A 23,546-nucleotide genomic window follows, 5' to 3' on the forward strand; every position below is an offset into this window, starting at 1 on the left:
CCTATCTTTTTGGATAAAGCGGTGACATTTTTCTCATTTTATCCACAATTGGAGGTAAAACCTCTAAAACCTTATCCACCTCTTCTTCAGTATTTTCTCTTCCGAAACTGAATCGCAGTGAGCCGTGAGCAATCTCAGGAGGAATTCCCATAGCGGTTAAAACATGGGATGGTTCGAGGGAAGCTGAGGTGCAGGCAGAGCCACTCGAGGCTGCTATTCCATAGTAATCTAACTGTAATAACATTGACTCTCCTTCTACATATTTAACGCACAGATTCAAAGTTCCCTCTAATCTTTTTTCAGGATGACCATTTATTATTATCTCATCAATTAGTTCAAGAAGACCTTTTTCGAGCTTATCTCTTAATTTTTTTATTTCGACTCTTTTATCGATTTCTTCCAAAGCGATTTCTGCTGCAACTCCAAGACCAACAATTCCGGGAACATTTTCTGTTCCTGCCCTTTTATTTCTTTCTTGATGACCACCATGGAGTAGGGAATCAATTTTTATCCCTTTTTTTATGTAAAGAGCTCCAACGCCTTTTGGTCCGTACAATTTATGGGCGGAGAGTGATAAGAGATCCACCCCTAAATCTTCCACATCAATAGGAATTTTCCCTACAGTCTGAACAGCATCAGTATGAAAGTAAATATTTCGTTCTTTTGCAATTTTAGCTATCTCTTTTATCGGTTGAATTGTTCCTACTTCATTATTTGCATGCATAATGGAGATTAAGATTGTCTTATCTTTTATAGTATCTTTCAATTCATCCAAATCAACAATTCCATATTTGTCTACCCCAATGTAACTAACCTCAAAACCTTGTTTTTCAAGCCACTTGAATGTATTAAGAACCGCAGGATGTTCTATTTTTGAAGTTATGAGATGATTTCCACGGTCTTTGTTTGCAAAAGAGATTCCCTTAATTGCAAAATTATCAGATTCTGTGCCTGATCCTGTAAAAAATATCTCATAGGGTTTTGCATTTATAAGAGCTGCGACTTTCTCCCTGGCTTTTTCTTTCGCAAGTTCGGATTCCTTGGCAAGTCTATATATACTTGAAGGATTTCCATATTTTTCCGAAAAATAAGGGAACATTGCAAGAAGGACTCTTTTATCTACAGGGGTTGTTGCGTTATGATCAAGGTAAATTAGTTTTCCCATCTTTTAGCCTCCCGTACTTCTTTTCTTCTATTTTAAGATAATTTCTATCCTTAAATTCCTCTTTCTTTCCAACATTCCATCCCTCAACGGGTCTAAAATAACCAACAATTCTTGAATAAACCTCTGTTTTAACTGCAATTATTTTTTTCATTCAATCCTCCTTTGAGGTTATTTAACCGCTTTCCGTAAGGCCTGATCGATGTCTTCTTTCAAATCTTCAGAATCTTCAAGCCCTACAGATAACCGGATGTAATCCTCTGTTACTCCAGTTTCTTTTTGTTCTTCCTTTGTAAGTTGTTGATGAGTTGTTGAAGCAGGGTGAATAACAAGTGATTTTGCATCTCCTATGTTTGCAAGATGAGAGAGTATTTTAACCGATTCAATGAATTTTTTGCCTGCTTTAATACCTCCTTTTATTCCGAATCCAACCAAACCACCGAATTTATCCTTGAGATATTTTTTTGCAGTAAAATGTGAAGGATGATCTGGAAGCCCAGGATAATTTACCCAATTTACAAGAGGATGCTCTTTTAGAAAATGGGCTATTTCAAGCGCATTTTCAGAGTGTTTTTTAACTCTCAGAGGCAAAGTCTCGAGACCTTGCAAGAACAGAAAAGCATTAAAAGGACTCATACAAGCTCCAATATCTCTTAAAAGTTGAACCCTCACCTTTGTTATAAAAGCAATATTTCCTATTCCTGGGAAATTCCCGAAACTCTCCCAGTATTTAAGTCCATGGTAGCTCGGATCAGGTTCAGTAAATTCCGGGAATTTACCATTATCCCAGTTAAATTTTCCGGAATCAACAATGACTCCACCAATAGATGTGCCATGCCCTCCAATATATTTTGTAGCAGAAAGAACAACAATATCTGCTCCATAATCTATAGGTCTTATGATACCAACCCCTACAGTATTATCAACTACAAATGGGATTCCTGCCCTATGAGCAATCTCAGCTAATGCTTCAAAATCTGGGACATCTAACTTAGGATTACCGATTGTCTCTGCATAAATAGCTTTTGTCCTTTTTGTTAATGCCTTTTTGAATTCTTCTGGTTTTGTAGAATCAACAAATTTAACTTTCCTTCCAAGTTTAGGAAAGGAGTAATGGAATAATTGATAGGTCCCTCCATAAAGATTATTTGCAGAGATAATCTCATCTCCTATAGATGTTATCCCAAGAAGTGCAAGAGTTTCTGCAGCTTGCCCCGATGAAACTCCAAGAGCTCCAGTTCCTCCCTCAATTGCAGCCATCCTTTTTTCAAAGACTTCCACTGTAGGATTCATAATTCGAGAGTAGATATTTCCGAATTCCTTTAAGGCGAAGAGATTTGCCGCATGTTCTGTATCTTTAAAGACAAATGAAGTTGTCTGATAAATTGGGACTGCTCTGGCTCCAACTTCTTTGTCTGGAGTTTGTCCTGCGTGAAGTGAGAGCGTGCTGAGTTTTTTCTCTTTCATTATTCCTCCTTTAAATGTAATACAAAAATTCAAGATTTTCTTCCTTTATGCTCTTCTTTTTATACATTTGGACCATATCCTCTAATGTTATTCCATTTAAAATTTCTTCCATTGCTTTTTTTAATCTTTGCCAGATTTCGTAAGTTACACAGGTTCTAACTCTCTTACATATTTCTGGCCGATCAACACAATCTGTAGGGCTAAGAGAACCTTCCACCACATTAATTACTTCTGCCAAAGTTATTTCACGAGGTTTTTTAGCCAAGCGAAAGCCGCCGTTTTTCCCTCTTAAGCTTATAACCAATCCACTTGAGGTTAGTTTGTTCATAATATTTTCAAGATATCTCTCAGAGACTTCTTCCCTTTTTGCTATCTCTTTTATTGATAAAAATTCATCCCCATAACCTATAGCAAGCTCTAACATTGCTCTTGCAGCATATCTTCCTTTTGTCGAAAGCTTCATCTTTCTTCCTCCAGAGATTCAAAGAAAACTGGCCAGAAGGGATCTTGAGTTGGAATCTTTAAGGGTTCGATTTCTCCTTTTATTCTTTTTATAAACCGCTTTCTGGTATTCTCAGTTACCTTCCCTATAATAGAAGCTTTTATCCCTTCTTTCTTTAAATTTAAAATAATTCTATCTGAATGGGTAGGGTTGGAAGTGATGATTAGTGATCCCTCTGAGATTGCATAGAGGGGGTCAATCCCGAATGCTTTACAAACTGTCTTGACCTCTTCCGGATATATGAACTTTGTTTCATCTATCTCCATTCCGACAGCACTTGCATTTGCAATTTCAAAAAGTCCTCCGATAATCCCTCCTTCTGTTGCATCATGCATCGCGGTAACCTCACCTGATTTCATAGCTGTTAATGCATCTTTTACCACTGAGATCTCCTTTGATAGTTTTTGTGCTTTTTTAACAATAGATGTTCCATATTTCTTAATTAATTCTTTTTCTCTTAGAATAGATAAAATACCAACCGCTTCTATAGCAGGTCCTTTCGTGAGGATAATATCGTCTCCAGGTTTTGCTCCTTTTGAGGTTACATATTTCCCTTTTTTAGCAAAACTAAAGACAGTAATTCCGCCAACTGTTGGAGAAGCAAATCCCGGATAAAATCCAGTATGTCCTCCAATAATCGCTATTCCAAGAGAACTTGCAGTTTTATGAATTGAATTCACGATAGTCTTGAAATCTTCTTCAGGAGTTTCTGGAGGCATTATTAATGTATAACTCATAAATTCAGGTTTTACTCCCATAACAGCCACATCACTTGCTCCAATATGTACAGTGTACCAACCATACATCTCTAATGGTTGCCCAGGAATAGAGAATATTGGATCTTCTGCTATGATTAAAACTTTATCTTCATCGATTTCAATAACAGCTGCATTCACGCCAGTTAGAGGTGGAACGATGACTCTTTTATCTTTCTTCCCCAACCTTTTTAAGAGATAGGTTTCAAAAGTCTTTAGGTCGATTTTACCTACTTTTAACTTCCTCTGTGATTTCTTAAAATAAGCTCTTGCGAGGGAACAAATTTCTTCTGCCACTTCTATTGGGTCCTTACCAACTAAAACCGTTACTTCCTCTTTTCCCAGAGCACCCGTTTCATAGAAAACCCTTGGGACTTTTCCGCCAGTAGACTCAACAGCCATTTTTATTTTCCAAGACATAGAAGCCATTTCTGGCCTTCTCACATCTTCTGGTTCCAAAGAGCGGTCTATTTTACCTAAAATCCAGTCTTTCTTAACACTATAATCTTGTAGGAATTTTACTATTTTCTCATTACAGGCAAAATTTATTCCTGCGCGAATGGAAGGTTCATATTTGTTTATTTCAAGAATTAATCTTGCCATGTGACTAGAAGCTCCAAATTTCAAATTACCTGAGGCTCTTGGTTTACCATTTACAATTGTAATTCTTCCATCTATTCCAAGGACATCTTCAACTCTTTTCGCATCTTTCTTTGCATATACTAAATTTGTTCTAACTTCGGGTATAAAAGAGGCAAACTCTTTACAATTTTCAATTTCGCTTAGAGCTATGCTCATTTTGCCGAATAACTCAATCTCTTCTGCCCTATTCTTCATAAGTTCCTCCAATATTAATCCTCAAAAAGGTTTGTGCTTAAATATCTTTCTCCGTGATCTGGGAGAATAACAACTACTTTCTTCCCTTCCCCCAATCTCTTAGCTACCTTTAAACCTCCCCAAAGAGCAGCTCCTGAAGAGATTCCTGCGAAAATTCCCTCCTTTCTTGCAAGTAATTTAGCCATCTCAAAAGCGTCTTTGTTGCTTACCTGGATTATTTCGTCATAAATCTTCGTATTCAAAACTTTAGGAACAAATCCGGCACCAATACCTTGAATTTTATGTGGACCCGGCTTTCCGCCGGAAAGGACAGGCGAATCCAGAGGTTCGACTCCGATAATCAGGATCTCTCTCTTTTTTATTTCTTTCCGGAGAATCTCGCCCACACCAGTTATAGTCCCACCCGTGCCGATGCCTGCAACAAAAGCGTCTAGATCTGGAATCTGTTCTAAAATCTCTCTTGCTGTCGTTTTTCTGTGAATTTCGGGATTCGCAGGATTATTAAACTGCTGAGGTTGAAACCATCCGTGTTTCTCTGCTAATTCCTGGGCTTTTTCTACAGCCCCCTTCATTCCTTTCTCGCCAGGAGTAAGTATAATCTCTGCTCCAAAAGCCTTCATTATTTTTCTCCTCTCTACACTCATTGTCTCTGGCATTGTGAGCACCAATTTATATCCCTTAAAAGCCGAGACAAAAGCAAGTCCTATTCCTGTATTACCACTTGTAGGCTCAATTATGGTATCCCCCGGCTTTATTTTTCCTTCTTTTTCTGCGGCCTCTATCATACTGAGAGCAATTCTGTCTTTTATAGAACCTAAAGGATTAAATCCTTCTAACTTGCAATATACATCAGCAGAATCCTTCTTAACTAACCTACTTAATTTCACGATAGGTGTATCACCTATCAATTCTAAAATACTGTTCACAACTTTACCCATTTTTAACCTCCTAATTAATATTATAACTAATATCATAGTTTTAGTGATATTATAACAAAAAATTTAATTTGTCAAGGGGGGATTTTGTTTAAAATTTAAAAGGCTTTTTAAATTATTAGGTCTCCTTGGGAAAAAGATTAAAATATTAATTTGTTTTTTAATCTTAGCAAAATTTTTAAAGAAAAGATAGGTTGGATAAAGAAATCTTCTCGATTTAATTTTTTTTATTTTGATTTTTAGAGAAAAACTCTTCTATTTTTTTTATTGCTTCTTTTGGAGAGTTAGCCTTTTCTATTGGGATTGGAAGATCGCATTTTATCCCTATTATTTTTTTATCATATATCTTAGCGAAAGCAATTTCGCTTTGTGTCCCTAAGGCTCCGTCGATTGCTATTAAAATATCGGCGGTTTGGACAATGATTACGTTCCTTGCATGTCCCATTCCTGTAAGTATTGGGATGTCTACCCATCTATTAGCTGATTCTTTTGAGCTTCCTGGTAGGATTCCAATAACTAATCCTCCCTCTTCTTTAGCTCCTTTTGAAGCTGCTTCCATAACTCCTCCTAATCCCCCAGTGACTAAAGCGTAGCCCTTTCCCCCAATTAGCTTTCCCATTTCGTAGGCTATATTATAAATTTCTTCTGTAACCTTAGAGCCGCCAATAACACCGACAATTTTCATCTTACTACCGCTATTTTACCGTAATAAGGCTCGGTATTTCCTGCTTTTATCATATAATAATAAACTCCATTAGAAACGGGTCTTCCTAATTTATCTTTTCCATCCCATTCTACATAATTAATCCCATATTTTGAGACTCCAGGATAAATTTCTTTAACCAGTCTTCCAGCTATCGTAAAGATTTTTATTTCAACAGGCACTTCCTGAGATGTATTATAAACGATTATTGTTTTATCCTTCATTGGATTTGGATAATTGTTTACGTTCCAAAGAATTTCTTTTCTCCCAACTTTAAAGCTCGTTTCGCAAGAACCAATGTTTCCAGAGTTGTCCTTAGCATAAACTTTAATTTTAATAGAATCAGAGAGAGAGGGAGCTTCATAGGCAAAAGAAACTTCTCCTATAGTGCAGGTTCCTGTTAAATAAGTAAATTTATCTCCAAGGAGAAGTTTTGAAGTTCCGCCAACGTTGACTTGGATATTGGTTTTGTCTCGTAAGTCAATTCCACTGGAATCGCTTATAATAAGAGTCATCTCCCCTGAAGGAGGAATCAAATCTCCTTTTTTAAGAACCCTACCTTCCAATTGGAAAGAGATAGAAGGTGGTAGTGTATCTAGGGAAGGGAGGCCTTCTTTAAAATATATTCTTGAGGAGAAATATGATTCTTTTTCTCCTCTTGAATAGAAACGGATTCTTCCAGAATCTGCTTTTATGTCATAAGGGAGGTTCATTTTTATCACAAAAGAATCGTTCACTATTGGTGCACTACCTCTAAATAATATTCTTCCTTCTTTTCTTACTTTAATCATTAAAGTGCCACTTCCTTCGCTTCCGTCTATTAATGTATCATAGCTTCCCTCTGTTAGAAGACAGGAAATCTTTTCTGCTGAATTTTTACATTCTCCTTTTATTTCTATAGAAGAGCCTGTTTTAAAAGTATCATTTAGGGAAACAGTTAACGGAGCTGAATCAATCAATATAGAAGTTCCGGGATCTCCGAAGAATGTGTAGGTTGAATGTCCTCCCTTTTCTTTTGCAAAAAGGAAAGCCTCTCCTGCAGTTTTTACAGAATCGTTAAAAAGATACTCGATTATCCTTTCTCCCAAGTATGTATTATCAGGGTTTCCTGTAGCTCTTCCTGCAGCAATTGTTACGATGGTTCCCCCCTCTTTATAAAGAACAGAATAATCCCCAATGCTACGCTCATCCGGTCTTTCAAAGTAACCAACATCACAAGAGCCAAAATAATAGATTGGGGTTTTTCTCCAATTAGAAAGTAGGTTTATGTCTTGAATTAGAAAAACTCCTTCGTGGGCTAAACCTCTTAAGTTTCCATGCCCAATATACATTCCAACAAGAGCTCCTTCTTTCATTGACTCAATGTGAGCTTTCCTGGCGGAAGGTTTTAATCCTGCCTCTCTTGGATATTCTATTAAATATATTTTATCTTTATAAATCCACCCTGGAAGTTTTCTTGCAATACTTTCCATACCGTCAGTATTCTCTCTTTCAGCACTACTTGTAGCAGAAAATGCATCATCAGCGAGAAGAATAGCTTTCATTCTCCAATTACCCGAACTTTTCTCATATTCTATTAACTTATCTACCCATCCTTTAGCTTCTTGTAAGTTAGAAGCTGTGACTCTCCCAATAGGTATATCTGGGACTTGTCTTGGGTCTTCGTTAAAATTTACAAACCAGCTATCCCAAGAAGGATTTGAAGTTAAATAACCCTCTTTCTGAGAAACCGTGATACCTTCTGTATGAATAGGAATGAAGGATGTCTTCCCATTCCCTGTTAAATTTTTGTCATCGTAACTACCATTTCCGAAAAGCAAAACATAATTAGGAGGTGGATTCCAATTTAATTGCGTCCAATATAAGAATCTTTTTATGGCGGAAGGATCTTTAACCCCATAAGAAAAATTATCATAAATTTCTTCAATTTTTACAACCTTTGCTATAGGAGAAGAAAAGCCTCTTAAATTACTCTCTCTCCAATTTTTTAATTTTAGAGCTTCAGAGAAAAAGGTTTCTGGGGTTATGACAATCCAATCTGCTCCACCCTGGAATAGGGAGGTTGGATTTGATATGGATATTTCTTCTATAGAAAAAGGAGAGCTTTGTAAAAGAACTCTACTTGAGGCAGAAGAAAAATTCACAGTTCCATTTTCGAAATCAGAAGAAATTAGTTTCGGAGAGCTTTCTTTACTAATGTCAAGCACATAAGGATTTCTTAAGAATCCTTCTACTCGGTAATTTCTTAAAGAAGAATCCTGTTTTATAATTAAAAAATCTTCTTTCCCGATTGTTTTTCTTTTATAAATAATTTCTATATAATCTAAAATTATAGATCTCTCACTACTTCTAAGAGAAACACTTAACTCGTTTATTCCTGAGTGGAGGTTTTCTAATGTATCTATAAAAATTGTCCTATCAGTTTTAGGGTCTCCAAAACAAGGAACTGTTTTAAGAGATGTTTCTCCATTTAAAGAGATCTCCAAATCAGTGTTTTTATTCTCCTTAGGATAGAAAGCTACAAATATTATTGCTTTAGAGTCAAGGGGGTCTTGGGGAATAAAGGTTGTTATTAATTTGCTATTTTCACTTTCTAAGTTTTCTCCAATCACATTTAATTCTTTCCAACCCCAGGTAAGTCCACTTTTTAAAGGACTAAAAACATCTTCTTCAAGATGGATGGTATCAATAAAGAAAGAAGATTCTTCTCCTCCAACTTGAGAAACTTGATTCATTTTTAAGGCTTCTTTGTTAAAGCGGAGCCAGTAAATATTTGTGTCTGTGTAAGGGTGATAATAGAAAAACACTTTAGAAGTAAACCTATTCCTTTTCCAACCCGAAAGAGAATGAGCATAAAATATGATTCTCTCCCATGGTTCAAAAGTTTCGTCTTCATCGATCTCATATATGGTAGGAAGGACTTCTGGAAGAGTGTCCATTGCTAAAAGGCTATCCAAATTCCATTTCATAACCTTTTTATATCCACCAAGAATTTGAATCTTTTTCGGATCCACTCTTAATGGATTAATGCCAACTTTTTCTAAATCTTTTGGGGTAACTTCATATAAGCCTTCTTTTAGTGTTTTTAATTTTAAGTAAAGGGAGGGTTCTTCTCTTATTTTATAGATAGAAGGTATTATTGCTTCTCCTTTTTGTTTATTTAAAAAAATGCTAAGTTTTCTTGCTTGATAGCCCCTTGGTTTAATCCATTTTCCTCCTCTAAAATAAATTTTAATTAAAATTAATTTCCTTTCCTCTATTTTTTCTCCATCAAAAGAAAAAGGATTTATGATTAAAGTAGAATTTCCAAAGGGAGAAGGGGTATTTTCTTCTATCGCAACAGGAGGTAAAATGTAGGGAGGAGGAGTTTTTTCTATTTCCTCTCCGAAGTAAGATAAAACTCTTGGGATCCCTTTCTCTTTTTGAGATTCTAATACTTTGTATTTTAATTCTATTTCGCATCCAACTGGAGTTAAAATTGACCTTCTTATAGAAGGTAACTCAGCCACTCCTTCTTCTATAGGGTAAAAGTTTCCTTCTTTTAGTTTATAGGAAATTCTACCTGAGATTAGAAATTTTTCATATTCTAAGGTATATTTAATAATTAAAGAATCTGGGGTATCTGCAATAATATTTATGGCAGAAAATAAAAAAAACAAAATCATAATTTTTCTGCTTCCTCAATTAGCATTACAGGAATTCCATCTTCAATTGGATATGCAAGTTTACATTTGTCGCAGATTAGCCTTTCTTTTTTTTCATCCAACCTTAATGAACCTTTACATTTAGGGCAAACAAGGATATCCAATAATTCTTTTTTTATCATTATTACCTCCTTTTAAATAAAAACTATTTAACAAGGAGCAAAAGTCAATAGAAGTCTAATACTTAACTTCGTAAAGCCTAATTACTAAATTATTCCATTTTTTAGAATTACATAACTTTTAACATATTTTAAGTTAGAATTTAAAGGAGGAGAAAATTCTTCTTCCTCAATGAGATAATAAATCTTTTTCCTCTGAGATCCCTCTTTTAGAGAATGATAATCATAATAAAAATCAAATTTATTTATCTCAAGTAGACTTAATTAAAGCTCCATTCTCTCCCATTTTTATTGTTGAAAAATCAGGACTTTTTAAGTAGTAATATACAAATTATTAAAATTCCATAAGTTTGTAAAAATTATAAAAAGGAAAAGAGAAAAAAATATGCGATTTCTTGATTCTCCTGTAATTCTGAAGAACTCAATAAAGTTAATAGGAAGAGTAACAACAAAATATACAATGAGGGGTATTAGAATTAGGAAATATCTAGGTGGTTGATAAGTAAGAAAGTCAAGAAATATATAACTTTTGAAAATTAGCGTAGAGATATCTCTAAGTTGGAGTTTTTCTTTCTCCTTAAATTCAGAAACAAAATAAAAATGTTGCATAAAGCCAAAAGAAATAGACAAAAATTTTTTCTTAAAAGATAATTTCCAAAAATTTAATGTAGTTTTTACCTATCACCGTTAACGTTTTTTGCTTTATTTTGAAATAATAATATTGAAATAATAATATTATTGTTTGGATATACTTTTCTTTAAAGATTTTTTAAAATAAATGAGAAGAAAAAGTTATAGTAAAAAACTTAAAACAAGGAATAGGAAATCCTTACCTTTAATTTTATGAATTACTCTTATTTGTTAAAAACTTGCGTTCAAAAAATCCGCTCAGTAAATAGAGTAGTTTTTTCTTTTAGAGTTAAAGCCTTATTATAAAAACAATAAAATTCCAAAGGAAATCATTGGGACTTCAAGTAGGGCGCTTATTCTCTAAATAAATATAATTTGAACCCATTATTATTGTATATAAAATTAATAAAAACATCAAAAAATCTGAGTTTTAGAGACCCTCAAAAAGGTAGTAAGCTAATCCTATTATTAGGATGACAGAGAAGATACAAGAAGGTAATCTCGTAGAGAACAGATTTAACCCGGTTAGTTTAAACAGGTGGTATCGAATAAAAGGCATTAAAGGCATAATTACCATATGATTTATTTTATCGCAAATCCAAGGATCTCTAAGATATTTTTTGCAACATTTCCCATATGATAACTTTCATCTGCAAAGAAAACTTTGGATCATGTTAAAGAAGGAATCTGGATCTCATGTTATTTTATAGAATCTTAGGCTCGTGAAATCAAGTAAAAGGATTAAATAAAACGATTTTTATTCCTTTATAATTACCCATTCTTTTATAGTTTTATTACCTTGGTTATCGGTTAAAGAGATTTTAAGAATGTGTTTTCCTTTTTTAATTTCTTCTGGATATTCAAAAATCAATCTCTTCCTCTGGGGTTCATAAGCAAAAACTGTTTGTTTCCCATCTATAAATGTTTTAATTGAATGGAAGTTGACCCCGGATAAATTGTCATCAACTTCTATTATAAGAGGAACTTGAGAGGAAAATTTTTCACTTTTTAAAGAAAGAAGAGGTTTAGTTGTGTCCCTTAATATTCCAAAACACCCAAGGTGATCTATAAAGCCTATAAGGTTATCTCTATCTCTTTTAGAAGAAATGAATATCCAACTCTTTCCTTTCTTTTCATAAATAGAGGATTTTTCTTCTTGAGTCTTTATCCTTATTTTTATTTTCTTTTTGAAAGGAAGTGGTGGCTCCCACTCCCATATGTCTCCATTTTTGTGTGATTTTACTGCTATTAAATCGGTGAAAAGGTTAGCATCCGCAGGAATAGAAATTTCACACTTTCCTTCTATAGATCTTAACTTATTCATTTTAATCTTTTTTAGATTCCAAACTAAAATTGAATCCCCAGACTTTAAAATTCCTCCAAATTTGTTTGGATTAAACCATTTTCCTCTACACAAAAATCCATATGGTTCAAAAAGGAGTTCTTTCCCCAAGGTAAGAGTTTTTCTTTCTGGAAGAGAATCTATTAATTTTATTATTAAAGAGGTAAAGTTATAAGCAGCATCATAAACCTCTATTAAGTAAACTCCTTTTTCTTCTCCTTTTATTATTCCATCTTCACCTTCGAAAAAAGGAAGTTCATTGCCAGGACAACTAAAAACTTTCCTAAATTTTCTTCCTGTTCTTTTTTCGTATGCAAAATCGAAAAGGAACCTTGAGTCTTTGTAATTTGAATATGGAAATTTATCAATAAGTTCTCTTCTTATTAGTCTTTCTCCTTTATATAGTCTAATTTCTTTTGGCCCAACTCTTCCGGATTTCCCATTTACTTTGTCGAATACCTCTATTTCTATTCCTGCTTTTCCTTCTATAAAAACTTTAATTGTGTCATAAATGGAGTTGTAAAGTTCTCCAATAGGAGAGCCATTTACTCTTGAAGAACCGCCCAAAGGAATGATTCTTAGTCCTGTGATTACAGGAGGGATTGAGTCAGAAATAGTAAACCCTCTAATAAGAGGATCCATAGGTTTTTGAAATTTGTCTCTCATTTCAAAATGAAGATGAGGAGATAAACAGCCCGAATTTCCTCCATACCCAATTACGTCACCTCTTTTAACTAAGATTTCTCCTTCTTTAAACCATATATCCGTAGAATAAGAAAGTTTCCTTAACTGTTCTTTTCTCACTATTTCTTCTATTTTTTTTGGAAAGGAAAATAGATGAGCGTAGACAAAAGTTTCGCCTGTCCAACTTTTTACGTATACTGCTTTCCCATAACCCCAAGGAGAAGTTTTTACTCTCCATACCCAGCCGTCACAAACCGAGAGAATTTTCTCCCCAATTTTCTTAATAGGAAGATCAATCCCAGCGTGAAGATGATCTTCCCTCCACTCCCCAAAAGAAGAAAGAATGCCTTTTTCTTCAGTAGGCCAAAGAAAATCTATTTCGAGAAAGATAGAAAAAAAATAAAATCCAAAAAATCCCACTTTGTTAATTTAACAAAAACTAACAATTTCGCAATGTTAGTAAAAATATTTAAACTGAGGTTATCTTAATTTTACATAATCTTAAGTTAAGTTTTTGATTTTTAATATCTTATTTTTGGAACAATTTTTGTAATATAAATTTTATTATGAAAGAGATTTTGATTGTTGATGATTTTAGGCCAACTTTAGATTCAATTGGAGATTATCTCTCAAGGAAATTTAAGGGAGAGATGAGGATACATTTAGCAGAAAATGGAAGGGAAGCAATAGAGATCTTAGAAAAGAAAGAAATAGATTTGGTTGTGACAGATATAGCAATGCCTATAATGGATGGGTTAGAACTTCTTGCTTATATGAGCAAGAAATATTCTGAGATTCCTGTTATTGTAATGACCTCTTTTGGAACGCCACAAATAGAAGAGAATCTTAAAAAATTTAAGGCTTTTCTTTATATTGAGAAGCCTTTTGATATTAATTCTCTTGAGGAGAAAATTTTGGAAGGGCTTAAGGGTGAAACAGAAGGGCATATTAGGGGTTTCTCGTTGCCTTCTTTTTTACAACTCATAGCCTTAGAATCCAAAACTTGCACCCTAAAGATTGAATACGAAGGAAAGAAAGGTTTTTTATATTTTATAAATGGTTCTTTAATAGATGCTAAAACCGGAACAAATTCTGGGTTAGAAGCTGCAATAGAGCTTTTATCTTTAGAAAAAGCTGAGATTGAAATTGATGGGAAATGTAAGAAGACAGAAAGGGTTATAGATGCTCCTTTACATTATCTTTTACTTGAGAGTGCTCGGATTAAAGACGAAGAAAATAGAAAGAAAAAATCAGTAGAAGATCTTGAGAAAGAAATTAAGATTGAAGTGGAAAAGGAGTTATATACTCTTTTAGATCTTAACTTTAATTTGCTTTTAAATAATGATACGGAAGGAACCTTTTTATAAATTTTTAAGTTTTATAAAAAGGAGGTTAAGATGAAAAGAGGTAAGGTAGTAGGACTTATGTTATTTTGTTATCTTTTTGTTTTCTCTCTCTTTGGGATTGAGCTTATTAAGGATGATTTTAGGCTGAATGATGATGAAGTTGGAGGGAATAACTATTCCCCAGATGTTTTAATTTTTGGAAATGGGGAGGAAGTAATTTTTTGGGGAGATGAACGAAATGGGAGTAGGAATATCTATGGGCAATTTTACGATTCTTTAGGGAATAAGCTTTGGGGTAATTTTAAGCTCACAATGATGAATGCTTTCAATTGGGAGACCGACCCAAAAGTTTCTAATATTGGTGATAGCTTACTTGTAATTTATAAATATGGTTATGCTCAGTGGTTAACTATAGAGGGAGAGGCTTTAGGTTATCCAATTTATCTTGGATATTTATATGATTTTGATTTTGCAATAAGTGATTCAGGAATATTTTTGGTAGGCTCTACTTATATTTCAGGGAAGGGGTATGATGTTTTTCTTAAAAGATTTAAATTTAATGGAGACTCTGTAGGTCAACGAATTATTTTGAATACTGATGGGTCTTCTGCCGATCAAATGTATCCGTTTATAGCAAGAGACAATAACGGAAGATTTGTTGTTGTGTGGAGAGATTGTAGGAATTCCTCTAAAGGGGACATATATGGACAACTTATTAATGAAAAGGGAGACCCGATAGGTTCAAATTTTCTTGTAAACACAGATTTAGGGGATAATGATCAACTATCTCCTTCTTGTGCAATGGATTCAGCCGGAAACTTTATTGTTGTTTGGGAGGATGGGCGGAGTAGTCCTCATTGCGTTTATGGCCAGAGGTTTGATCAATCGGGTGTCCCAATAGATACTAATTTCAAAATAAATGACACCTCTCTTACTTGTTCCCATCCTTCCTGTGGAATGGATAAGGAAGGGAACTTTGTTGTTGTTTGGGGAGAGGGAAGTAAAACCATCTCCGGGCAGCTCTTTGATAAAAGCGGGAGTAAAATAGGTTATAATTTTAAGATAGTTGAAGATGATAATAGTTTTAGCCTTAATCCTTGCGTTATTATGAGTGAAGACAAATTTGTTGTAGCATGGGAGAGGGATAAAGAGGGTGGTTTGGATATTTATAAGAGAAGCTTTAAAAATGATGGGACTCCTCTTTCTGGAGAGGAAAAGGTTAACGAGATTGAAGGGACCGCAAATCAAGAGTATCCAGTTGTGGATATGAATTCTTCGGGTAGTGTTGTTGTCGCTTGGACAGATTTCCGGAGCCCTTGGGGAGTTTATTTCCAGCGACTTGATCCTCTTGGAAATCCAATTGGGGAAAATATTCATATTGAGCCCGGATACACTCCAGATGTAGCATTATCTGAAGATTCAAGCTTTGTTATCGTATACAGATATTATGGAGAAATTCATCTTCAGAGAGTAAGTCCTTCTGGAGATACCGTAGGCTCTCCTCTTAGGATAGATGAGGTAAGTGGTTATTATTGTTATAGTCCTTCGGTTGATATTGATTTTCTAAATAATGCTGTTGTTACTTGGTATGATCACCGTGATGGAGACAATGATATTTGGGCTCAAAAGATTAATAAATTAGGAATGAAAGTAGGCAGTAACTTTAAAGTGAATGAAGATGATGGTTCTTCTTCCCAAGAAGAACCGAGTATAGCAATGACTCCCAATGGTAAATTTCTAATAGCTTGGGCTGATAATAGAAACGGAAATTATGATATATATGCTCAATTGTTTGGTTCGGATGGGACACCTATAAATGGAAATTTAAAGATTAATGAAAGTGAAGATCCTTCCGGGCAATTTAATCCCTGTGTAGCTTATCTTCCAGATGGAAATTTTATTGTTGCTTGGGAGGATTACGGTTCTTCTTATGGTGTTTATTTTCAAATAGTAGATACCACAGGAGTTCTTGTTGATTCTAATTGTAAGGTTAGTCAGAATAATCACTGGGGATTTTCTCCAGAAGTGAGTGTTGCGCCTTCCGGTGAATTTGTAATTACTTGGGAGGATTATGATTATTATTCTTTTTATAATATCTATGCTCAGAGGTATAAAGCTCAGAGAACCCCTGATGAAGAAAACTTTAAAGTAAATAACGATATGGAAGGAGTAAATAATTCTCAGCTCTACCCTTCTGTCGCAACAAATGGGAATTCGTTAATTTTCGTTTGGCAAGATGCAAGATGGCAAAAAGGTTGGGACATAGCAGCAAAAGTATTTGGTCTTCCATTTGGGATAGAAGAGAGAAAATCAGAAAAGTTTCTTACCACGCTTTTCCAAAATATCCCAAACCCATTTGGTAATACAACTTTTATTTCCTATCAACTTGAGGAAATTGAAGAGATAAGCTTGAATATATATGATATCTCAGGAAGATTAGTTAAATCTCTTGTAAGTGGTGTTGGAAAACCAGGAATTCATACCATTATATGGAACGGAAAGGATAAAAATGGTGTGGATCTACCTTCTGGGATTTACTTCTGTCGTTTGGAAACACCTAAAAAGACTTATTCAATAAAAATGACGCTTCTTAGATGAAGTTACAAATCAAGGAAGACCCTTCCTCCAATGCTCGCAGAGGCATCAAAGTCTGTTTCTGGATAAAGATTTAAAAGAGGAGAAATTTCGAAAAATAAGTCAAATGGTGCTTCTTCAAATAAGTAGGTAAGTCCAACTGGGACCCTAATTCCAATTTCTATTTCTTTCTTAAATAAAATCCTTCCTCCCATTCCAAGATATAAAGGAAGCTCTCCTTTTTCTACCTTAATCAAATCAAAAAAATGATAAATGAAATCACAATTTATTTGAAAATAATCTTCTTTAAAAGACCATCCAGATGCTCCACAAACGCTGGTGGAGCTACCTGTCCAGGTCTTAATTGTTATGCCCGTAGGATCTCCAGCAACAATACCTAAGCCTAAATCTTTTTTTAGAACAATACTCTTTCCAATTAAAGAAATAGCTATTAATGAAAAACAAGCAATTTTTCTCATCTTTCTCTCCTCCTTTTTCCTGAAAATTAATCTGGATTCTGAGAAAGTCAATATTTGCTTACTTGACATATAAATAAATTTTTCTATTATATAGTAAACTTATAAAAATTTTTAAAAATATAAAAAGTATTTGAATAAAAGTTTTTATTATTTGTAAAATTAATAAAGGAGGATATATGATGAGTGTTATAAATGTAATAATTGAACCTCAAAAGGTGTTTGAGCACATTAAAGAAAAAGACGATTGGTGGATCCCTTTTATTATTGTTATCCTTATAAGTTTTCTTTTCTTATGGATTAGCTCTCCCGCAGTGAATCGTCTCTTAGCAGAGAAGATGGCTGAGGTTGGAGTGAGTAAAGAGTTCTCTAAAGCAGCAGAAATTATAAAGTATATAGTGGTTCCAATTACAAGCTTTATTGGATTTTTGATTCTTTCTTTAATTATATGGCTTTTAGGTAACCTTTTTGGAGGAGATTGGGATTTCGTTAAAGCTCTTGATCTTTATGCATATTCTTCTATTACTCAGGTTTTAAGAACCTTACTAAACATAATAACGATTCTTATTCGGGGGACTCCAAATATAGTAACTCTTAAAGACTTAAATGTTGCTACAGGGCTTAATCTCTTTTTTAATCCTCAAAATCCCAAACTTTATGCTCTTTTTTCCGGAATAGAAGCTTTTACTATTTGGCAATTTACACTTATCTCTTTTGGAGTTTCCCAAGTTTCCGGGGTCTCTAAGAAAAAAGGAGTTTGGGTTGGAGTTATTTCTTATATTATCTCTCTTGGATTTAGCGTTATTTTTGCAAAGAAAGAGATAATGTGAGTATTCTATTAATCCTATTAATTTCTCTTATTAATTTAACTCTCAGTGATGCGATCAAAAAGGGATTAAAAGAGAATCCTCTTTATTTACAGGCAAAAAAAGAATTTCTAATAAAGCAAAAGAATAATGCTTATTTTTATTCAGAACTTCTCCCAAGAATTTCAGGAGGATACCTTAGGCAGAAAAACAACTTAATTCTTGATGGGGTAGAAGTTTATGACTCCACAAATAGATATTATGGTGTAGAGATGAACTGGGATTTGAGTCCTAATGAAATTTTTAATGCTTTTTCTTCTCATTATGATAATAGCTCAATATTTTTTTCTTTTTTGGAGCTTAGAGACCAAGCAATATACGAGATTATATCGCAATATCTTAATACTCTTAAACTTGATAAGCTATTTGAAAGTAGAAAGAGAGCTGTGGAGCGAACGGAAAACAATTTGAAACTTATTGAGGAAAAAAAAGAACTTGGAGCAGCTTCTTTTGCGGAAGTTTTGCAAGGGAAGGTGAACAACTTAGAAGCACAATTGGAATTTATGGAAACTAAGAAGAATAGGAAAATTAGTTTGTTGAAACTGAAAAAGCTTATTGGTCTTGGGATAGGAGATTCTGTTTTACTTGAGGAACCAGAGATTGATTTTGTAATTCCGCCAAAGGATTCTATTTTTTATTTGGCCGAGAGAAGAGACCCACTTATTAATGAATTTACTTCTGAACTTATAAAGGCAAGAATTGATTTTTTGAATGTTTCAACAAAGAATTTTTTTTCTTTTTCTTTTGGAACAGAATGGAGATATAGAGATAAAGAATTTCCTAATTTAGATTTTTTGAAAGATAATTATAATTATTCTATTGGATTTTCTATTTCTATTCCTTTATTCACAGGTTTTTCCAGAATTAATGAAATTACAAAAGCCCAATTAATAATGGATTTGGCTTTTTTGAGGCTTAAAGAAAGAGAAAAAGAATTAAGAATATTGGTGGAAGAGAATTATCTCTTATACGAGGAGTCCCAAAAGAAATTAGAGTTAGCACAGACCGCCTTAAGTTTTGCAGAAGAGAATTATAAGGCTGCATCTGAGAGGTATCGCCTTGGGGAAGCCTCAATAATTGAACTTTTAGGAGCGGAAGAAGACCTCCTAAAAGCTCAATATTATTTAACTGAAGCGAGATTTGATTGGTATCTTTCTATTTATAGTCTTAGAAAACTTATGGGAGAATTATATGAAGAATAAGAGAAAATTAATTGTTTTGATTTCTATAATCGTGTTTTTTATTCTTGTAATATTTGTAAATATAAAAAGAACAAATGTTGTTAAGGTTGAGGTTGTAAAAGTGAGTAGAGGTAAAATAGAGGAGATTGTCTCTGCTCCTGGAGAGATTCATTCGGAGGAAGAAAGGCAGATAAACGCAGAAGTTACAGCTGAAGTGATTAAGTTATATGTAGAGGAAGGAGATAAAGTGAAAGAAGGGCAGGTTCTTGTAAAACTTGATTCTACGGAGCAATACGCTGCTTATAGAAGAGCTCTTGCAGGGCTAAATGCCCAAAGAGCAGATCTTGAGTTTAAGAAAGAACAGCTAAGAAGGAAAAAAGAGTTATATGAGAAGGGGTTAATCTCTAAGGAGAATTATGAGAATATTGCGACTGAAGTAGAGCTTGCTGAGAGTAATTTTGAAAATGCAATTGCAGAACTAAAAAGAGCAAAAAGAATGCTTGAAAGAGCAACAATTAGAGCCCCTATTAAAGGAACAATAATGAATATAAATAAAAGGGAGGGAGAGGTTGTGGTTGCCGGAACTGTAAATAATCCTGGTTCAATAATCCTAACCATTTCAGATCTTGAAAAAATGGAGATGGTAGCAAAAGTTAATGAGAATGAAGTTCCGAGAGTTTCGATAGGAGATACCGCAAGGATTTCTATTGATGCTTTCCCAGACACCACATTTATTGGAATCGTTTATTATAAGGCAAGTATGCCAAAAGAAACTTCTCTTGGAGTTGTAGAGTTTGAAGTGAAAATTTCTATACCTTTTCATCCCGGGATGTTGCCTGGTATGAGTGCAAATTGTGAAATTATTACAGCAAAGAAACAAAATGTTCTTCGTATTCCTCTTCAAGCTTTGGTTACGAAAGAGGAGAAAAGTGGGGTTTATAAGATAGAAAATGGTGTTGTTAAATTTGTGGAAATTAAAACTGGAATAATAGAAGGGAAGTGGGTTGAGGTTAAAGAAGGACTTCTAGAAAACGACCTTGTTGTTTCTGGGCCACTTAAGACAATGATTAATCTTGTGGATAATCAAAAAGTTAGTTGGGAAGAGAGTGAAAGGAAAGATAAAAAGATTGAAAAAAATGATAAGTAATTTGGAAGTTTGGTGGGTTTATTGATTAGTGGTTTTCTTGTAGAAATTTTAAGATCCTCTTTTGACTCTATTAGATCCAACAAGCTTAGGTCATTTCTGACTACACTTGGTATTGTTATTGGGGTTATGACTGTTGTAGGTGTTATGTCTATTATCTCTGGTTTGAAAAGAAGTGTTGCGAAGAGTTTTTCACAGTTAGGTGCAAATGTTATTTATGTAGATAAATATCCTTGGTTTATGGGAAAGATGAGCAGAGAGGAGTGGAATAAAATTAGGAAGAGAAAAGATATAGATCTGAAAGCTCTAAATGCATTAAAAGAATATGGAACTTCTTTTAAGTTCGTCTCTCCTCTTATTACAAGAGGTTTTAATATAACAAGGGGAGAAAAGGAAGCTGTTGAGGTGGACGTCCAGGGAACTTCTCAAGATTTTGTTTATATTATTAAACAGAACGTAAAGCTTGGAAGATATCTTTCAAGTGACGATTTAAAATACAAAAGATATGTTTGTGTTTTAGGTGAAGATGTGGTAAAAACGCTTTTTCCAGAGTGCAAAAACCCAATTGGTGAAAAGATAAAGATTCAGGGAAGACAATTTAATGTTATTGGAATCTTAGAGAGAAGAGGAGAAATGATGGGAATGAGTATGGATAATATTGCAATAATCCCATTTCCAATAATGGCTGAATTTGTAGGAGAAGATAGAAAATCTATTACAATAGCAATTTCTGTAGAAGATGAGGAGGAGGCAAGGGAGGAAATAAGATGGATTTTAAGAAGGGTTAGAAATTTAAGGCCGGGTGAAGAAGATGATTTTTCAATTAATTCTTCAGAAGCTCTTATAAGACAGTTTAATGAGTTAACAAAAGCTTTGTTCCTTTTTTCAATTGCAATTGCAGGTATTTCTTTGGTTGTTGGTGGAATTGGTATAATGAATATAATGCTTGTTTCTGTTTCTGAAAGAACAAGAGAAATTGGAATAAGAAAAGCTATCGGAGCAAAACCGTCTGAAATTTTGGGACAATTCTTAGTGGAGGCAGTTGTGATTTGTCTTATTGGTGGAATAATTGGTATTTTTTTAGGAGCTTCTATTACAAAGATAATTTCTGTTTTAAGTAGAGGAAATCTTCCTTTTTATATACCTATCTGGTCAATATTTCTTGGGTTTGGTTTTTGTGGAAGTATTGGGATTTTTTTTGGTTTTTTCCCGGCAAGAAAAGCTTCAAAATTAAATCCTGTAGAAGCTCTTCGATATGAGTGAATTAATTAAGATGAAGAAAGTAACGAAAGTTTATTCGCTAGGAGAAGTGGAGGTTTGTGCACTAAGAGGAATTGATCTTAAGATAAAGAAGGGAGAATTTGTTTCAATAATTGGCCCTTCGGGTTCTGGGAAATCTACTTTGATGCACTTAATTGGGTGTCTTGATGTTCCTACCTCTGGTTCTTATTTCTTAAGAGGAAAGGATGTAATTAAAATGGATGAGAATGAGTTGGCGGAGATAAGGAAAAATCTTATTGGTTTTGTTTTTCAAGATTTCTATTTATTGCCGGGAGCTCCTGCCTGGTATAATGTTTCTTTACCAATGATATATAATAGAATTCCACCAAAGGAAAGAAAAGAAAAAGCTATTTCCCTTCTTGAAAGAGTTGAGCTTGGTGATAGAATAGATCATTTCCCTAAGCAGCTTTCAGGCGGAGAGCGTCAGAGAGTGGCAATTGCAAGGGCTTTAGCAAATGATCCAGAGATTATAATAGCTGATGAACCAACTGGTAATTTAGACTCTCGGAGAGGAGAAGAAATATTAGATATTTTTTCCCGTCTCCATGAAGAAGGGAAAACAATTATCATTGTTTCTCATGAGAAGTACGTTGCAGAGAGAGGTAAAAGAAAAATTTATATAAGAGATGGAATTGTTGAAAGAGAAGAGTGAAAGAAAACCTGGAATATTGGTTATTAATTGGCAAGATTGGACTAACCCTCTTTCAGGAGGAGCGGAAGTTCATTTTTATGAAATATTTAAAAGACTTGTGGATGATTTTAATATTTTTCTTCTTTGCACTCATTTTAAAGGGGCTAAGAGTATTGAAGAGTTAGAAGGGATTAAGATCTATAGAGTTGGTTCAAGAAACACTTTTAACTTTTGGGTTCCAAGAGCTTATAAGAGAATAAGAAAAAGAGAAAGGATAGATCTTGTCATAGAAGATTTAAATAAAATCCCATTTTACGGCAAAATATTTGTTTCTGAAAATAGAATTGCAATTCTCCATCATCTTTTTGGTAAAAAAATATACACTGAAACAAATCCAATATTTGCTTCTTATGTTTTTTTTGCGGAAAGACTAATACCGAAATTTTATGATGATATTCCTATTATAGCTATTTCAGAAAGCTCGAAAGAAGTTCTTGTTAAGATGGGAATTCCAGAAAAGAATATTGAAATAGTATATAATGGGATTGATTTAAATAGATATTTCCCCCAAAAAAAGAAAACTGAAGAACCGACAATTGTTTGTCTTAATAGGATGAAAAGATATAAAAGGATTGATATTTTGCTTGAAGCTATTCCAGAGGTTTTGAGAAAAATCTCTAAACTCAAAGTATTCATAGTTGGGGAAGGAGATGACCTCCCAAGGCTTAAAAAATTAGCTTTTAAGAAAAGAATAGAAAAAGTTGTTAATTTTACTGGTTTTGTTCCAGAGGGAGAAAAGATTTCTCTTCTTTCCGGTTCTTGGGTCTCTGTTAATACTTCTCCAATAGAAGGGTGGGGTTTAACTTCAATCGAAGCTCAAGCCTGTGGGACTTTGTCTGTTGTCCCTGATTCTCCTGGGTTGAGAGAGACAGTGAAAGACGGTTTTAGTGGATATATATATAGATGTGAGGATGCTCAAGCTCTCTCTGAAATTCTTGTAAAATTACTGAAGGATAAGAAGTTTATCTTAAAAATGGGAAAGCAGGCAAGGGAGTGGGCTTCTAAATACTCTTGGGATAACTCTAAAGAGAGAATGAAAAAAATAATTGAAGCTAATATCAAAAATAATAGCAGATAGTGACAAACACCCTTGACAAAGACCTTATTTAAGTTTAAGATAATAGTAGAATCTTAAGAAAGGATAACT

Annotated in this window: 19 protein-coding genes; 8 read left to right on the top strand and 11 right to left on the bottom strand. The window is 34.0% G+C overall.

Going from position 1 to position 23,546, the window contains the following annotated elements; genetic code table 11:
- Window position 1 precedes the first annotated feature (1 nt).
- The 10 genes from nifS to ABIN61_03805 all read right to left on the bottom strand — a co-directional run bounded on the left by nifS (window position 2) and on the right by ABIN61_03805 (window position 13,260).
- Window positions 2-1,165, bottom strand: coding sequence for a cysteine desulfurase NifS (nifS, locus tag ABIN61_03760; GenBank protein ID MEO0293324.1), 1,164 nt, complete (start codon window positions 1,163-1,165; stop codon window positions 2-4).
- Window positions 1,143-1,316: an anaerobic ribonucleoside-triphosphate reductase gene (gene nrdD / locus ABIN61_03765; GenBank protein MEO0293325.1), complete on the bottom strand. Its 174-nt coding sequence runs from the start codon at window positions 1,314-1,316 to the stop codon at window positions 1,143-1,145. Before nrdD ends, nifS begins: the two co-directional genes overlap by 23 nt.
- A 17-nt stretch (window positions 1,317-1,333) precedes the next feature.
- On the bottom strand, window positions 1,334-2,629 hold the full coding sequence (locus tag ABIN61_03770) for an O-acetylhomoserine aminocarboxypropyltransferase/cysteine synthase family protein (GenBank protein MEO0293326.1): 1,296 nt from the start codon (window positions 2,627-2,629) through the stop codon (window positions 1,334-1,336).
- 10 nt (window positions 2,630-2,639) lie between these two features.
- Window positions 2,640-3,092 (bottom strand): Rrf2 family transcriptional regulator, encoded by a 453-nt coding sequence (locus tag ABIN61_03775; GenBank protein MEO0293327.1) that lies wholly within the window; start codon window positions 3,090-3,092, stop codon window positions 2,640-2,642.
- A complete protein-coding gene (locus tag ABIN61_03780; protein ID MEO0293328.1) occupies window positions 3,089-4,723 on the bottom strand; it encodes a thiamine-phosphate synthase family protein in 1,635 nt (544 codons plus the stop codon). Before ABIN61_03780 ends, ABIN61_03775 begins: the two co-directional genes overlap by 4 nt.
- 14 nt (window positions 4,724-4,737) lie before the next feature.
- Entirely contained in the window at window positions 4,738-5,661 is a 924-nt protein-coding gene (gene cysK / locus ABIN61_03785) for a cysteine synthase A (protein ID MEO0293329.1), read from the bottom strand.
- 214 nt (window positions 5,662-5,875) lie between these two features.
- Complete coding sequence (locus tag ABIN61_03790) at window positions 5,876-6,343, bottom strand: TIGR00725 family protein (protein ID MEO0293330.1); 468 nt, start codon at window positions 6,341-6,343, stop codon at window positions 5,876-5,878.
- Entirely contained in the window at window positions 6,340-10,026 is a 3,687-nt protein-coding gene (locus ABIN61_03795; GenBank protein MEO0293331.1) for a C25 family cysteine peptidase, read from the bottom strand. Before ABIN61_03795 ends, ABIN61_03790 begins: the two co-directional genes overlap by 4 nt.
- The gene (locus tag ABIN61_03800) at window positions 10,023-10,187 is read right to left on the bottom strand and encodes a Trm112 family protein (GenBank protein ID MEO0293332.1); all 165 of its coding nucleotides are present in this window, start codon (window positions 10,185-10,187) and stop codon (window positions 10,023-10,025) included. The genes ABIN61_03795 and ABIN61_03800 overlap by 4 nt, the downstream gene beginning before the upstream one ends.
- Before the next feature lie 1,384 nt (window positions 10,188-11,571).
- A complete protein-coding gene (locus ABIN61_03805) occupies window positions 11,572-13,260 on the bottom strand; it encodes a M23 family metallopeptidase (GenBank protein ID MEO0293333.1) in 1,689 nt (562 codons plus the stop codon).
- Window positions 13,261-13,406: 146 nt separating this feature from the next.
- Between ABIN61_03805 and ABIN61_03810 the strand changes: the two genes are divergently transcribed.
- A complete protein-coding gene (locus tag ABIN61_03810; GenBank protein ID MEO0293334.1) occupies window positions 13,407-14,207 on the top strand; it encodes a response regulator in 801 nt (266 codons plus the stop codon).
- A 30-nt stretch (window positions 14,208-14,237) separates the two neighbouring features.
- Window positions 14,238-16,784: a T9SS type A sorting domain-containing protein gene (locus ABIN61_03815; protein MEO0293335.1), complete on the top strand. Its 2,547-nt coding sequence runs from the start codon at window positions 14,238-14,240 to the stop codon at window positions 16,782-16,784.
- Between the two features lie 2 nt (window positions 16,785-16,786).
- On the opposite strand, the gene ABIN61_03820 is transcribed toward ABIN61_03815, so the two are convergent.
- On the bottom strand, window positions 16,787-17,239 hold the full coding sequence (locus tag ABIN61_03820) for a hypothetical protein (GenBank protein ID MEO0293336.1): 453 nt from the start codon (window positions 17,237-17,239) through the stop codon (window positions 16,787-16,789).
- 176 nt (window positions 17,240-17,415) lie between these two features.
- Here ABIN61_03820 and ABIN61_03825 point away from each other — a divergent pair, with 176 nt between their 5' ends.
- The 6 genes from ABIN61_03825 to ABIN61_03850 are packed head-to-tail and all read left to right on the top strand — an operon-like array spanning window position 17,416 to window position 23,477.
- Window positions 17,416-18,066, top strand: coding sequence for a YIP1 family protein (locus ABIN61_03825; GenBank protein MEO0293337.1), 651 nt, complete (start codon window positions 17,416-17,418; stop codon window positions 18,064-18,066).
- Window positions 18,063-19,304 carry a TolC family protein gene (locus ABIN61_03830; protein MEO0293338.1) on the top strand — a complete coding sequence of 414 codons (1,242 nt, stop codon included), beginning with the start codon at window positions 18,063-18,065 and terminating at the stop codon, window positions 19,302-19,304. The genes ABIN61_03825 and ABIN61_03830 overlap by 4 nt, the downstream gene beginning before the upstream one ends.
- Window positions 19,294-20,430, top strand: coding sequence for an efflux RND transporter periplasmic adaptor subunit (locus ABIN61_03835; GenBank protein MEO0293339.1), 1,137 nt, complete (start codon window positions 19,294-19,296; stop codon window positions 20,428-20,430). The genes ABIN61_03830 and ABIN61_03835 overlap by 11 nt, the downstream gene beginning before the upstream one ends.
- A gap of 12 nt (window positions 20,431-20,442) precedes the next feature.
- Entirely contained in the window at window positions 20,443-21,690 is a 1,248-nt protein-coding gene (locus ABIN61_03840) for an ABC transporter permease (protein MEO0293340.1), read from the top strand.
- Window positions 21,683-22,360, top strand: a complete 678-nt coding sequence (locus tag ABIN61_03845) for an ABC transporter ATP-binding protein (protein MEO0293341.1) — start codon at window positions 21,683-21,685, stop codon at window positions 22,358-22,360. The genes ABIN61_03840 and ABIN61_03845 overlap by 8 nt, the downstream gene beginning before the upstream one ends.
- A complete protein-coding gene (locus ABIN61_03850) occupies window positions 22,341-23,477 on the top strand; it encodes a glycosyltransferase family 4 protein (GenBank protein MEO0293342.1) in 1,137 nt (378 codons plus the stop codon). The genes ABIN61_03845 and ABIN61_03850 overlap by 20 nt, the downstream gene beginning before the upstream one ends.
- The last annotated feature ends 69 nt before the right edge of the window (window positions 23,478-23,546 follow it).

The organism is candidate division WOR-3 bacterium (assembly GCA_039804165.1).
Lineage (GTDB): Bacteria > Hydrothermota > UBA3072 > UBA3072 > UBA3072 > JAFGHJ01.

Bases quoted from the DNA above. Each gene is read 5' to 3' on its own strand.
- nifS (MEO0293324.1), bottom strand. From the start codon at position 1,165: ATGGGAAAACTAATTTACCTTGATCATAACGCAACAACCCCTGTAGAT.
- nrdD (MEO0293325.1), bottom strand. From the start codon at position 1,316: ATGAAAAAAATAATTGCAGTTAAAACAGAGGTTTATTCAAGAATTGTT.
- ABIN61_03770 (MEO0293326.1), bottom strand. From the start codon at position 2,629: ATGAAAGAGAAAAAACTCAGCACGCTCTCACTTCACGCAGGACAAACT.
- ABIN61_03775 (MEO0293327.1), bottom strand. From the start codon at position 3,092: ATGAAGCTTTCGACAAAAGGAAGATATGCTGCAAGAGCAATGTTAGAG.
- ABIN61_03780 (MEO0293328.1), bottom strand. From the start codon at position 4,723: ATGAAGAATAGGGCAGAAGAGATTGAGTTATTCGGCAAAATGAGCATA.
- cysK (MEO0293329.1), bottom strand. From the start codon at position 5,661: ATGGGTAAAGTTGTGAACAGTATTTTAGAATTGATAGGTGATACACCT.
- ABIN61_03790 (MEO0293330.1), bottom strand. From the start codon at position 6,343: ATGAAAATTGTCGGTGTTATTGGCGGCTCTAAGGTTACAGAAGAAATT.
- ABIN61_03795 (MEO0293331.1), bottom strand. From the start codon at position 10,026: ATGATTTTGTTTTTTTTATTTTCTGCCATAAATATTATTGCAGATACC.
- ABIN61_03800 (MEO0293332.1), bottom strand. From the start codon at position 10,187: ATGATAAAAAAAGAATTATTGGATATCCTTGTTTGCCCTAAATGTAAA.
- ABIN61_03810 (MEO0293334.1), top strand. From the start codon at position 13,407: ATGAAAGAGATTTTGATTGTTGATGATTTTAGGCCAACTTTAGATTCA.
- ABIN61_03815 (MEO0293335.1), top strand. From the start codon at position 14,238: ATGAAAAGAGGTAAGGTAGTAGGACTTATGTTATTTTGTTATCTTTTT.
- ABIN61_03820 (MEO0293336.1), bottom strand. From the start codon at position 17,239: ATGAGAAAAATTGCTTGTTTTTCATTAATAGCTATTTCTTTAATTGGA.
- ABIN61_03825 (MEO0293337.1), top strand. From the start codon at position 17,416: ATGATGAGTGTTATAAATGTAATAATTGAACCTCAAAAGGTGTTTGAG.
- ABIN61_03835 (MEO0293339.1), top strand. From the start codon at position 19,294: ATGAAGAATAAGAGAAAATTAATTGTTTTGATTTCTATAATCGTGTTT.
- ABIN61_03845 (MEO0293341.1), top strand. From the start codon at position 21,683: ATGAGTGAATTAATTAAGATGAAGAAAGTAACGAAAGTTTATTCGCTA.